The following is a 12,278-nucleotide window of genomic DNA, read 5'->3' as shown; positions in this document are numbered from 1 at the left end:
GATTGTCCTCCGGTGCCGGTCGGCGAGCCAGGGATCGCCGATCCCCCGACAACCGGTCTCTGCACCCGAGCCCCCGGACCGGCGACGATCGGGACATGAACATCTCCGGCAACACCGTCTTCGTCCCCGGGGCCACCAGCGGCATCGGTCTCGCCCTCGCCCTCGCGCTGCAGGCCAAGGGCAACACCGTCATCGTCGGCGGCCGACGTACCGAACTGCTGGAACAGATCGCGGCGGCGCATCCCGGCATCGACACCGTGCAGATCGACGTCACGGACGCCGCGAGTATCGCCTCCGCCACGAAGCAGGTGCTGGCCGGCCATCCGGACCTGAACGTCCTGGTGGCGATGGCCGGCGTGATGCACATCGAGGACTGGCGCGATCCCGCGTCGTTCCTCGCCACCGCCGAATCCACGGTCACGACGAACGTGCTCGGTCCCATCCGCCTCGTCGCCGCGCTCGTCGAGCATCTTCAGGCCAAGACCGACGCCACCATCATGACGGTGTCCTCCGGCCTGGCGTTCACGCCGCTCAAGGTCACGCCGAGCTACAACGCGTCGAAGGCGGCGATCCACATGCTCAGTGAGTCCGTCCGGCTCCAGTTCGCCGGCACCTCGGTGAAGGTCCTGGAACTCGAGCCGCCGTCCGTCCGCACCGCGCTCCTGCCCGGGCAGGAGGACAACGAACACGCCATGCCGCTCGACGAGTTCATCGCCGAGGTGGTCGAACTGATCGAGGCGCAGCCCGACGCCGAGGAGATCCAGGTCGAGCGCGTGAAGTACCTGCGCTACGGTGAGGCCCGCGGCGACTACGAGCAGGTCGTCCGGACGCTCAACCACTCGGACCCGCACGGCGAGTAGCCGGCGGGGCGTCCGCCCCGCCCGTCCCGCCGCGTCGTCCAGGTCGCCCTGCCCGGTCGTCGATGCCCGGAAGGTCACGTAGGTCTGCCCCCGGAGGCCGCGGTCCAGGGCCATGGCCCGCCGGACCGTGGCGAGCTGCTCCATCGCTTTCATCACTTCCACCGAAGCCACCGAAGCCACCGGAGCCACCGAAGCCATCGAAGCGATCGAGACCGCGAGAGCTTTCACCGAAACTCCTCAAACAGTCGCCCGCGTGCACGCTGTGAGAGAGGTGAACGAGCGGGGACGCCCGGGAGGTTCACGCGTCTGCGCGCCGCCGGTGGGCGACGCGCAGACAGACCGTGAAGTGCGATGTGTCAGTGTCAGACGCGGTGGCCGGTCAGGCCCAGCAGCCGTTCACGGTCGCGGCCAGGCCGTCCATGGCGTCCTTGATGTCGCTCGGGTCGGCCGACGAGTTGTTCTCGATGAAGGAGAAGATCCTCCACTCGCCGTCCTCGGTCCGCGTGACACCGCTCAGGGCGACGGCTCCGGTGAGCGTGCCGGTCTTCGCGTGCACCTTGCCGACGGCGCACTCGGAGTTCGGGTCGTCGAAGCGTCCCCACTCCGGGCCGAGACTGGCACCGGCCTCGCCGGCGACCGGCAGACCCTCCAGGATCGAACTCAGGGCGGGGGACTCCGTGATCGCGTCGAGGAGCTGCGCGAGAGTCGCGGCCGGAATGCGGTCGGCACGCGAGAGGCCACTGCCGTCGTGCATCTCGAAGTTGTCGAGAGAGATTCCGTACGAGCTCATCACCTGGCGGACGAGTGCGGTGCCGCCCTCGAAGGTGGCCGGCTTGCCCAGCTCCACGGCGGACATCCGCAGCAGAGTCTCGGCGATGTTGTTGTCGCTCGTCTTGAGCATCTGCTTGACGATGTCCGCCAGCGGCGCCGACTTGTGCTGCGCCACCGGTACGTCGGAGTCCTTCGCCGTCGCGCGGCTGACGTCCCCGTCGACAGTGATGCCCTGCTCGGCGAGCTTCTCGGCGAAGACCTTGCCGGCGTTGATCGACGTGTCCTCGACGGCGGCGCCGTCGACGACGAGCGAACGCACCGGCGCGACTTCGCTGGGGTAGTAGCCCTCGTTCCAGCCTTCGGCGAGGCTCGGGTCGGCGAACAGGCTGTCGTCCACCCGGACCTTGACGTCGGTCCGGCCGGCGGCCTTGAGCCCGTCCGCGGCGGTCTTGGCCATCTCGGCGACGTCGTCGCTGGTGAGGGTGCGGTCACCGCCGCCGACGAGGGTGAGGGTGCCCTCGCCGTACACGGCCTTCGTGGTGAACTCGTGGTTCGCGCCGAGCAGCGTCAGGGCGGTGGTCGCCGTGGCGAGCTTGGCGTTGGAGGCCGGCATGAGGGCGGTGGAACCGTTGTGGTCCCACAGGGGCGTGTCCGAGTCGGCGTCGAGCACCACGCCGCCGACGTCGGAGCCGAGGCGCTCGTCGGCGAGGCGCTCGTTGAGGTTCTCGACCAACTGCGCGTCGTCGGCCGAGAGATCGTCGACCGAGATGCCCTGTGCCGTCGTGGTGCTGTCGTCGGCGGCGAAGGCCGAGGTACCGGCCAGCGTGGCAGAGGCCACGGGAACGGCCATCGCGAGCACGACGGCCCGTCGCGCGCCGATGCGGCTCACTCTTGCCCTGCGGTGTCGACGGCGCCCGCCAGGGGCGAAAGTGTTCGTGGGGGATTCGTCCGGCGTACCAGTCATAAACAGAAATCCAAGGATCGGGTACTTCGTTCTGTGGGGTCGAACGGTGGGCACGCTACCAGCCGTCACATGAGCGGCTGGAACAAACGAATTGAGTGTGAACGTCATGCGAATATTCATGACCGTCTCGCGAATGCGCTGCCTGGACGCCCTCGGAAGTGGGCAGTTGTGGCAAGGTGCGGCGGCCGTTTCCCGACGGAGAGCGAACTGCGAAATGCCGTACGGGCAATTCCGTTGCCCTTTCATGCACCAGGAGCCGTCATCGGGGCCCCGGTCAGGAAGTCGCCCTGACCGGGGCCACGGGATCAGCCGTCGCGGAAGGCGCGAACCGCCGCTAGTTCCGGTACCGGAACACGATCCGGCCGCGCGTCAGGTCGTACGGCGGGAGCTCCACCAGCACCCGGTCCTCGAGCATGATCTTGATGTAGTTCTTGCGGATCTTCCCGCTGATGTGCGCGAGCACCTGGTGGCCGTTCTCGAGCTCCACGGTGAACATGGCGCTGCGAAGGCACTCGACGACCTTGCCCTCGACCTCGACGACGTTCTTGTGCTTCGTCATCGCACCAGCTCCAGGTTGCTGCTCATCGGCCGGGCGCCGATGTCCTCGAACATCGCCGAGGCCGCCTGGTTGGACTCGTGGACCTCGGTCCAGGCCGCTGCGAACCCGGAGCGGTGCAGCGTCCCCAGCGCGTGGGCCAACAGCGCCCGCGCGATGCCGCGGCGCTGCTCGCCGGCCCGGACCGCGACCAGTCCGATGCGCGGCCGGTTCACCGTCACCACCCGGATCAGGCCCAGGTAGCGGTCCGGCGCCGCGGCCACCGCGTACTTCGACGGGTCGACGACGGTGTCGTCTTCGCGGCGGGGGATCACCTCCGCGGGCATCGACTGCCATCCGACGGCTGCCTCGACTTCGTCACGGATCGCCCGGTCCACCGCCCGCAGCAGCCCCTCGTCCGCCTGATCGGCGGGAACGATCGTCACCGCCGAAGGCGGCCGGACCTCGTCGAGCCCTGTGACCCGCGGGTCGGTCGGCACGGCGTACTCCCACTCGCGCCGCCGGATGGTGAAACCGGCCCGCCGCCAGCCGGCCGTCAGCTCGACGTCGGCTTCGTCGACCACCGTGTACAAGGGCGTCGGCAGTTTTGCCAGCATCGCCTCGGCGAGCCGGTCGAAGGTGGCGTCGTGCCAGGCGTCGATGCTGACGAACAGGCGTCCGTCCGGCCGGTGTTCCGCGTGGCCGCGGCCGACCACCAGGTCGTCGTCCAGTGCATGCCATTGCCGGTCCGCGACGCGCGTGATCAGCACCGCGTTCTCGCTGGGGCCGACTGTGAAGGGCTTGATGTTCATCGGCGTCTCCTTCCAGGAGTGCCTCGATCTCAGGCGCTCCTGGCGACACCGAAGGTCAGCCGCCGGACCGTGACGGATTGAGGGAGCACCCATGGGTAACTGTGTTCACGGGACTCACCTCCAGATGACGACTTCACGGTCCATCAGGACCGTAGCAGCGGGGCGACACCTCCCTCAATTCATTTCCGGTGGACGGGCCACGCACGGCCGGGCCACGCACGGCCGGGCGACAACGGGCCGGCCCCCGCCCGGCGGGCGTGAGATAGGTTGCCCGCCATGACTCAACTGGGGCCCGTCACCTGGCCACCTGCCCCGATACGGACCGAGCGGCTCGTGCTCCGCGAGCCCGAAGCCCGGGACCGTGCGGCGTTCGTCGAACTGCTGGCGTCGCCGCAGGTGCACACCTACCTCGGCGGTCCCCGGCCGCGTGACGAGCTCGAGCGTGAACTGCCCGGGGTGCCCGAGCGGTGGCCCGGGAGCTTCGTCGTTGAACTCGACGGGGCGATGATCGGCCAGATCCTGCTCAGGAGAGCAACGGGACACCGGCGCCCGGTGGCCGCGGGGAAGGCCGATCTCGGCTACCTGTTCCTGCCGCGAGCGTGGGGATTCGGGTACGCCGCCGAGGCGTGCGCGGCGGCACTCGACTGGTTCGACGGCGTCCTTCCCGACGAGCCGGTGGTCCTCACCACCCAGACCGCCAACGTCGGCTCGATGCGCCTCGCGGCAAAGCTGGGGTTCACCGAGGTGGAGCGGTTCGAGGCATGGGACGCCGAGCAGTGGCTCGGCCTGCGGTCCCCGGTCACGCCGCCCGGTTGAGCCGGGCCCGCTCCACCAGCAGTGGACCACCGAGCACGAGCAGTGGTTTCAGCGGTACCGAACGGGCTCAGCGGAACGCGTCGACATTGCGGGCGGCCCAGTCGGCGAAGGGCCGCGGGGCGCGGCCGAGGACCCGCTCGACGTCCGGGCTGACACGCAGCTCGGCCGGGCTCGGGGAGCCGAGGATGTCCAGAGTGTCGTTGGCGAGTTCCGCCGGCATGCTCTGGGCCATGGCGGCCTCGGCCTCGTCGCGGGTGAGTTCGTGGAACCTCACCGGCGAGCCCAGCGCGGTGGCGATGGCCTCCGCCTGCCCGCGCGGAGTGATCACCGCCGGGCCGGTCAGCTCGTATGCGGCGCCGGTGTGCCGGTCGTCCAGCAGGCAGGCCGCCGCGACCGCGGCGATGTCGGCCGGGTCGATGATGGGCACCCCGATGTCGCCGAAGGGCGCCGCGACGACCTGTTGCGTGCGGACGGACTCGGCCCACCACAGGGCGTTGGAGGCGAAGCCGCCCGGCCGCAGGATGGCCCAGTCCAGGCCGGACTCCCGCAGGGTGTCCTCCAGTTCGCGCATGGCGATCCGCGTGGAACCGAAGGGCCTGGTCACCACGCCCAGCGTGGAGAGCAGGACGACCCGGCGGACCCCGACGGCCGCAGCTTCACCGATGATGTCGGCAGGGCTGGCTCCAGTGGCGTGCAGGTCGCCGGACAGCAGCAGGAACAGCGCCTTCGCGCCGTCCAGCGCTGGCCGGAGGCCGGCCGGCTCGGCCAGGTCGGCCGCAACGTGGCGAGCCCCGTTCGGCACGGCCGTCGTGTGTCGTGAAACGGCCGTCACCTCGTGGCCCGCCTCGGTCAGCGCCTGCGTCAACGGCCGCCCGATATTCCCGGTAGCCCCAGTCACCACGATCATGTTCAGCTCCTTGTCAGATGTCCCTGTGCTCTTGGCCGCCACGCTAGGAGCAAGGGCTAACTCTCGGTAAGGACGTACCTAGAGGTAAGCTCATGACGTGACAGGAGGCGTGCAGCACAGACAGGTTGAGGCGGACCGCCGGTATGACGTGTTTCACACCGACTGCCCCGCGCGCGACGTGGTCGACCACGTGACCAGCAGGTGGGGCATCTGGGTGCTGATCTCCTTGCGGAGCAACAGCCTCCGGTTCTACGAACTGCGCGAGAGCATCCAGGGCGTCAGCGAGAAGATGCTCGCCCAGACCCTGCGCGCGCTGGTCCAGGACGGCCTGCTCTGGCGGGAGGTCGAGCCGACGACGCCGCCCCAGGTCACCTACGGGCTGACCGAGTTCGGCCGGGAGGTGGGCGAGCCGCTGACGGAGCTGTTCGACCGGATCACACAGCGGCTGTCGCCGAGCGGCGCGGGATAGTCACCAGAACGCGCCGGAGTCCGAGGGCTACCCGGAGCGGAGCGGATCCCCCTGGAGACCGCAGTCGTGATCCTGCGGCCTAGAGCGCCACGGTCGTGAGGAAGATCTGCCACTCACCCTTGGCGATGTCGGCCCCCTCGGCGCAGATGCCCTCGGCCTCTGCGTGCAGCGGCGGTGGAGGCTGCGGTGCGTCACTGAGGCCGTAGCAGGGGATCGGGTGGCGCAGCCGGTCGATGCCGTCCTGAACGGCACCGGCGGCCAGGAGCGCCGCGCCATAGAGCAGGTCGGCATGTTCGGCGCCCTTCCGCCGCAGCCGCCGCTCAGTGTCCGCGGCGACCTGCTCGGCAGCGATGAGCGCCGCCCCGCAGCCGGCGTCGTCCAGCGAGGCGTTCATGGCGCACTTGTCCAGGTCCGCGCCCGGATGGGCATCCATCGCGGCCTGGAAGGCCTCTTGAGTGTCCTGCGTAAGCGGCGATGTCGTCGACGGTGCGGAGGACTCCGGGGCGGCGGGGACGGAGGTCGGCGCAGGCGACTGCGATCCCGACTGCGATGGCGATGGCGATGGAGAGGCCTCCGGCGCGGCGGGTGCCGGATCGCCACCGCAGGCGACGAGCAGGGCTCCGGCCGCCGCCACAGCCAGCAGCAAGGGGCGAGCCCGCCGGATCGTTCCTGGTCCCGAGAACATGCCGGGATCGTACGGACTCGGCTTGGGGAGGGGTCCCGCGCCGGACGGTCCGGTCAACGCCTGGCACGGTGGACCTCCCTTGCCCTTGTCGTCCGCCGCCATCGCACCGTCCTGCTTGGAGGGCGCACAGCAGGACGGTGCCGTCCTCGCCGTGACCGCAGTCCATCCCCCTGGTCAGGCCGCCGCGCTTGGACAGGGCGAGTTCGCCGGTCGGGCAACCGTCCTGCGGCCAGGTGAGGGTCGCCACGTCGCCCCCGGCCGACACCTGGAGCGCGCCGAGACCTCGAATCCGGCTTGGGCCGAACCGCTGCCCTGCCCCGCGAGCTGGACCGGCACGACGGTGAGCATGGCCGGGTCACCGATGCGTGCGACAGCCAGGCCCGCGATGCCGGACGCCACCTGAGCCACCGCGGCCAGAGCGACGGCACCTTCACGTACCGCCCGCGCATCAGACGTAGCGGCGCAGGACGAGACGGCGTCGGCCGCCCTCTTCGAGCACGTCGGAGTCCACCTCGTAGCCGTTGTCCTCGGCGTAGCGCAGCGCGGCGGCGTGGCCGTAGGCGCGGGCGACCTCGGTCAGCCAGGGCTGGCCGTAGCGGCGCCTGTCGTACTCGCTGATGACGGCTTCGAAGGTGCCGTCGTCGCGTCGGCGAAAGCCGATGTCGTTGCTGGCACGGCCGATGTGGGCGCGGCGGACGACCACTTCGGCGCGGTCCGGGCGGGCGTCGCCCAGGTAGCCGTACAGGGTCTGCGGTGTGTCGTGGGCCTCGACGGTGGTGAAGCCGACCGCGGCGAGGGCCTGGACGAGCAGGTCGGGGTCGCGCAGTGCGGTGCGGACTCGGGTGAAGTGCGACATGACGGGTCCCTTGGTGGTTGTCGGTGGGGCTGCCGAAGGGGGATGCGGTCACGCGGGCGCGTGGTCAGGCGAGTCGGACGACCGGTTGTCCGTCCAGGACCAGGGTGTGGCGACGTAGGTCGTAGGCGGTGACGGTGAGGCGTTTGTGGGCGTCGATGCGGAACTCCAGGCGGAAGCGGTCCTCTCCCGCGGTGGCCGGCGGGTCGGCCCGCAGGAAGGTCGGGCTGTCCTCGTTGAGCCAGAGCATGGAACGTTGCTGACGCTGCTGCGGGGTGACGGTCATGGCGCGGGCACCGCCCCCGGCGTCGAAGGTGATCTCCAGTTCGGCGCTGGAATCCCGGTAGGTGGCGTGGGCGAGTTCGTAGACGGCGAGGCCGAGCCGCCGCTGCCCGTCGTGCACCGCCTTGACGGTGAGCGTCCTGACCGGCCGAGGGGTGGGGTAGGCGGTGCCCGCCTCGACCAGGGTCTCGAACTCGTAGGCCCCGGTGCCCCGGTCGACGTGCCGGATGGCGTAGTCGTGCTGGATGTGGTCGAACAACTCGCTGCCGCCCGCGATACCGGCCGCTCCCGCCGCCACCGCCTCCAGCGGCCGGTCCATGCGTACGACGTCGGGGTCGAAGTGCAGGTGCACCACTTCCTGCACGGCGGGGACGAGACAGGTTCCCCCGACGAGGAACACCTGCCGGATGTCGTCGGTGGCGAAGCCACGTGAGGCTGCGGTGTCGAGGCAGCCGCGCAGCGCCTGGTTGACCCGGCGCAGCACCCCCTTGTCACGGAGCAGGGCGTCGAACTCGCCCCGGGTGACGGCGACCTGGTGCACGGCGTCGGTACGGGCGTCGCGAGCGGTGATCACGGCGCGGTCGGCGTCGGCCAGAGTGCGCTTGGCCTGCTCGGCGGAGGCCAGCAGGCGCCTGAAGACCTGGTTGCGGCCGATCTGGTCGCCGGACGGCAGGGAGAGCTGGGCGACGGCGTGTTCGGCCAGGAGCGCGTCGATGGTGTTGCCGCCCAGGTCCAGACCCTTCTTGGCGATGGTGCGTACGCCGGATCCGGCGCCGGCGGTCTCGGGTTCCTGCACCCGTACGACCGAGACGTCGAGCGTGCCCGCGCCGAAGTCGATCACGGTGAAGGCGTCGCCGGGATTGAGGCGGGCGCAGTAGCCGACGGCCGCCGCGGTGGCCTCGTCGACGACCCGCAGCCGGGCGGTGGGCAGTCCGTCGCGCACTTCCCGTACCAGCCAGTCGCGGTAGCCGTCGAAGGACTCGACGGGCGCGGTGACGACGATCTCGAGGTCGTCGTCCTCGATGGTGAGCAGGGCGAGCGCCATGATGTCGCTGAGGAACTGGACGGCCGCCTCCCGCCCGGTGATCTTGCGGTCGCCGACCGGGCGGGCCGCGTCGTAGGACTGCCCGGCGACGTTGCTCTTGGTGGAGGCGAACACGGTGACGCCGGGAGTCTCGGACAGGTCGGGGGTGACCTGGGCGCCGAGACGGCGGGTGGCGCCGTCGTCGGTGTAGGCGATGAGCGAGGGCACGACGCGCTGGGTGGGCCCGGGACCGGCCTCGCGCAGCAGGTCCACACCGGGCAGCGGGATGGGAACGCCCCGGCCCGCTTCATGGTCCCAGCCCGCCACCACGGTGTTGGCGGTGCCGAAGTCGATACCGATACGGGTGGTCATACGTCTCCCTGCTGCTCGTCCGGTCCCTGCTGCTTGTCCGGTACTCGGCCGAGGGCGATGTCGGTGGGAGCGCCCACGGGGATGCCGGCCGGGTCGCCGCTCTTCGGGCGCAGCGCGTGGGGCCACCGGACGCGAGCCGTGCGCCGTTGCCTGTGCGGCACCAGCGAATTCGCCGAGAGAAAGGAAGGTGCGGGATTGAACCCGCCCCAGCTCCTGCCGTGTTCCTGCGTCTCGTGGAGCACGGCCCCGGGATGGAGGAGCACCGCGCCACCGCTCGGCCCGCGTACCGCAGGCGCACCAGGACCTCGTCGCCCAGGTGCCGGATCGAGTTTCCGCTGTCCACCCCCTTCAGTGCCGTATCTCAGGGCCATTTCAAAGGAGTTCGGGCGCGGAGAGGTCGGCCGTCCGGTCCCGCCGATCCCCGGTGACCACCACCCGGACGTTCTCCGCGTCCCCCGCGGCGGCCGGCACCGTACGCAGCCGCTCACGGACCTCGGGAGCCGCCGCCCGACAGCCAGGGCCAGCAGTGAACCGTCGGGGTCCAGGACATCCGCCTCGGGCAGGCCGGCGGCCATGGCACGCAGCCCGCGCGAGCCGTCGGCCCGTCGCAGCGCGGCACGCCGCACCAGTCGGGCGGTCTCGTCCGCGCCGGGCATCGGCGCTCACCCGTCCAGTTCGATCTCGTAGTCGCCCAGACGCGCCGCGCCTGCCGACCCCGCCGAACCCGCTGTCCCGCCGATCCCGACGTCGTGCCGGAACCGGTGTTCCAGGCATGCCCGCAACAGCCCCAACGCCTGCCGGGACAATTCGTTCAGGGCCTGGTTCTCCATGACCTCGACGACCTTCGCGAGGTCCTTGTGGTTCATCGCGCCCATGGGTTCGGCGATGAACGGGCGAAGGGCGAGGGCGGTCAGGACGTAGATGTCGACGGCGCCCTTGTCCAGGTCGCCCACCGCCAGCAGGTCTCCCCTCGGTGACACCCGAGCGCACCGCGCCCTGGCCCCCGGGCGGTCGGCGAGGAGGCGGACCCGCTCCGACACGCAGTCCTCGGTCAGAGGCGTGTCCTGTGTCGGCGGCAGGTCGAGAAGTTCCAGATGTGTGGCCGTGACGGCGAGGAACCGGTCCAGTGCGGGTGACCAGGCGAGGTGGATCGGACTTGTCCCGTACCTCCAGGGACGGGTCGTGAGCGGTGCCTGTGAGGAGGTGAGAGGTTCGTGCCACACGTGGAGGTCACCGGCTTCGGTGTTGCAGACCAGCGCGGAAGGCGAGAGGGCGGCGTGGCGTATGCGGGACTTCGCGGTCTCGGGGTGGCTGAGCGTGTTCACGGTGGAGTCGGCGAGGTCGGCCACCGTGACGTCGAGGAGCCCGTGGACCAGGGCGACCACCCGCCCCTCCGCGTCCGCCGCGGGGTTCCTCGGCAGGTCGTACCGCCGGTCGCGCGGCCAGTCGCCGTCGGCAAGAGGGCCGTCGCAGCCCCCGACGAACATCGCCCACCCCGATGTCATGCCCGGTGTGCCGCGGTGCCTGGCGGGCACCATGAAGGCGCGGTCTCCGGCGACGCGCACCACGCCGCCCACGTCGCTGGGCGCACTGCCGAGGGCCCGGGTGCCGCTCTCGTCCGCGTAGTGGATGGACTTGCGCGCCGCCACGATCATGGCGTCACGTCCCAGATGGGCGATCCACTGCGCCGGCTGCGGGAGGTCGTCGTCCACCCACGCCAGCGTCAGGCTGTCGAGGTCCACGATCCCGGCGCAATGTCCGGTCCCTCGCCCGGCGAAGGCGAGTTGCGCGCAGTCCGTCGCGAAGTCGAGGGCGTGCATCGTGATCGACTCCTCGTGGGTGTCGGTCGGCCAGATGCGGGTGCGGGGGACAGAGGGGACAGAGCTGAACGGGCCCGTACCGGCCAGGGCGGCCACGAACCGGGTGACGGCAGACGGGTCCGCGGCACGCAAGGCTTCGAACAGGCGGCGGTCGTCCTCGCCGGACGGCCGCCAGTCGCCGAACTCGTCGGCCGTCCCCACCGCTTCGGGAAGCGACATCAGCAGCGTGAGGGACCACAAGCGGTCCCAGTCGCGCCGGTCCACCAGCTCCCCGATCACATGGGCACGTTCGCTCTCGTCGAGCGAGGCGAAGTCCCCCTGACGGGTACTCTGTCCCGCCAACACGCGCAGCACATCCAGGATGCCCAGTCCGCTCATCGCGGCTCGCAGAATCGAGCGCTCCTCCGCACCGGCCCCGCGGTAGCCGAGTGCGAGGATCGAGCCGTCGGGGTCCAGCGCCCGGTACTGCGCCGACTGCCCGGTGCGTACGAAGAACAAGGCGCGTCGGACCTGATCGGCGGGCGCGAGGTGGTGCCCGGCGCAGAAGCGCGCCGCCTCCGGAGAGTCCAGCGCCGCCGCGCAGAACACTTCGACGGTCTCGGGATCGCCCGGCGCCAGCAGCCGGGCCCGGGCACGCTCTCCGATCGGATGGTCGAAACGGAGAGCGGCGTCTACGAGATCACGCCGTTCCAGGGCCACGTCGCCGTCACCGAGCGCCAGCCGGCTGAGGGAACGCACCCGGGACTCGGAGGTCGCCGGGGCGGCACCCCAGCGCTCCAGCAGCGACCACAGCTCGCCGCCGTGCCGGTCCAGCCAGTCCAGCCACGCGGCGTCGACGAGTACGGCGGGCACGGGTGCGGAGGACTCCAGCCCCGCCACGAGGGGAGAGGCCCACCGCCGGGGGGACGGCCCGGACACCGACGGTGTCAGCCACGACCGGAACACCGCCTCCGCGCCGTGGGTCTCCATGGCGCGGCTGACAGCGCGCAGGGCCGCGGTCGCGCCGGACTCCGCCGCACGCAACACGGCACGCAGGGCCCGGCGGCCGAGCCACGAGTCCGCAGCGGCTCCCAGCCGCAGCACCAGCACGGCGGTCCGCACCCGCATC

Annotated in this window: 12 protein-coding genes; 3 read left to right on the top strand and 9 right to left on the bottom strand. The window is 70.9% G+C overall.

Going from position 1 to position 12,278, the window contains the following annotated elements; all coding sequences use genetic code 11:
- Positions 1 to 95 precede the first annotated feature (95 nt).
- Entirely contained in the window at positions 96 to 860 is a 765-nt protein-coding gene (locus KUM40_RS27765) for an SDR family oxidoreductase (RefSeq protein WP_217168930.1), read from the top strand.
- Positions 861 to 1,239: 379 nt separating this feature from the next.
- Here the strand turns inward: KUM40_RS27765 and dacB are convergent, their stop codons facing one another.
- The 3 genes from dacB to KUM40_RS27750 all read right to left on the bottom strand — a co-directional run bounded on the left by dacB (position 1,240) and on the right by KUM40_RS27750 (position 3,942).
- Positions 1,240 to 2,595 carry a D-alanyl-D-alanine carboxypeptidase/D-alanyl-D-alanine-endopeptidase gene (dacB, locus tag KUM40_RS27760; RefSeq protein ID WP_217168929.1) on the bottom strand — a complete coding sequence of 452 codons (1,356 nt, stop codon included), beginning with the start codon at positions 2,593 to 2,595 and terminating at the stop codon, positions 1,240 to 1,242.
- Between the two features lie 334 nt (positions 2,596 to 2,929).
- On the bottom strand, positions 2,930 to 3,154 hold the full coding sequence (gene infA / locus KUM40_RS27755; RefSeq protein ID WP_217168928.1) for a translation initiation factor IF-1: 225 nt from the start codon (positions 3,152 to 3,154) through the stop codon (positions 2,930 to 2,932).
- Entirely contained in the window at positions 3,151 to 3,942 is a 792-nt protein-coding gene (locus KUM40_RS27750; RefSeq protein WP_217168927.1) for an N-acetyltransferase, read from the bottom strand. The genes infA and KUM40_RS27750 overlap by 4 nt, the downstream gene beginning before the upstream one ends.
- A 276-nt stretch (positions 3,943 to 4,218) precedes the next feature.
- Between KUM40_RS27750 and KUM40_RS27745 the strand changes: the two genes are divergently transcribed.
- Positions 4,219 to 4,758 (top strand): GNAT family N-acetyltransferase, encoded by a 540-nt coding sequence (locus KUM40_RS27745; protein ID WP_217168926.1) that lies wholly within the window; start codon positions 4,219 to 4,221, stop codon positions 4,756 to 4,758.
- Positions 4,759 to 4,825: 67 nt separating this feature from the next.
- Here the strand turns inward: KUM40_RS27745 and KUM40_RS27740 are convergent, their stop codons facing one another.
- Positions 4,826 to 5,665 (bottom strand): SDR family oxidoreductase, encoded by an 840-nt coding sequence (locus KUM40_RS27740; protein WP_217168925.1) that lies wholly within the window; start codon positions 5,663 to 5,665, stop codon positions 4,826 to 4,828.
- 97 nt (positions 5,666 to 5,762) lie between these two features.
- On the opposite strand from KUM40_RS27740, the gene KUM40_RS27735 reads away from it, so the two are divergent.
- A complete protein-coding gene (locus tag KUM40_RS27735) occupies positions 5,763 to 6,134 on the top strand; it encodes a helix-turn-helix domain-containing protein (protein ID WP_217168924.1) in 372 nt (123 codons plus the stop codon).
- 79 nt (positions 6,135 to 6,213) lie between these two features.
- Here KUM40_RS27735 and KUM40_RS27730 read toward each other — a convergent pair whose 3' ends face one another.
- From KUM40_RS27730 to KUM40_RS27710, 5 genes are all read right to left on the bottom strand, one after another.
- The gene (locus tag KUM40_RS27730) at positions 6,214 to 6,567 is read right to left on the bottom strand and encodes a hypothetical protein (RefSeq protein WP_217168923.1); all 354 of its coding nucleotides are present in this window, start codon (positions 6,565 to 6,567) and stop codon (positions 6,214 to 6,216) included.
- A gap of 700 nt (positions 6,568 to 7,267) precedes the next feature.
- Positions 7,268 to 7,675 carry a DUF1257 domain-containing protein gene (locus tag KUM40_RS27725; protein WP_217168922.1) on the bottom strand — a complete coding sequence of 136 codons (408 nt, stop codon included), beginning with the start codon at positions 7,673 to 7,675 and terminating at the stop codon, positions 7,268 to 7,270.
- Between the two features lie 64 nt (positions 7,676 to 7,739).
- The gene (locus KUM40_RS27720; RefSeq protein ID WP_217168921.1) at positions 7,740 to 9,350 is read right to left on the bottom strand and encodes an Hsp70 family protein; all 1,611 of its coding nucleotides are present in this window, start codon (positions 9,348 to 9,350) and stop codon (positions 7,740 to 7,742) included.
- Positions 9,347 to 9,511, bottom strand: coding sequence for a hypothetical protein (locus tag KUM40_RS27715; RefSeq protein WP_217168920.1), 165 nt, complete (start codon positions 9,509 to 9,511; stop codon positions 9,347 to 9,349). Before KUM40_RS27715 ends, KUM40_RS27720 begins: the two co-directional genes overlap by 4 nt.
- Positions 9,512 to 10,012: 501 nt before the next feature.
- Positions 10,013 to 12,277, bottom strand: coding sequence for a hypothetical protein (locus KUM40_RS27710; protein ID WP_217168919.1), 2,265 nt, complete (start codon positions 12,275 to 12,277; stop codon positions 10,013 to 10,015).
- Between the last annotated feature and the right edge of the window lies 1 nt (position 12,278).

The organism is Streptomyces sp. AC512_CC834 (assembly GCF_019049325.1).
GTDB lineage: Bacteria > Actinomycetota > Actinomycetes > Streptomycetales > Streptomycetaceae > Streptomyces.
Note: the sequence above shows the minus strand (reverse complement) of the source record. Positions and strands in the feature narration are given on the sequence as shown.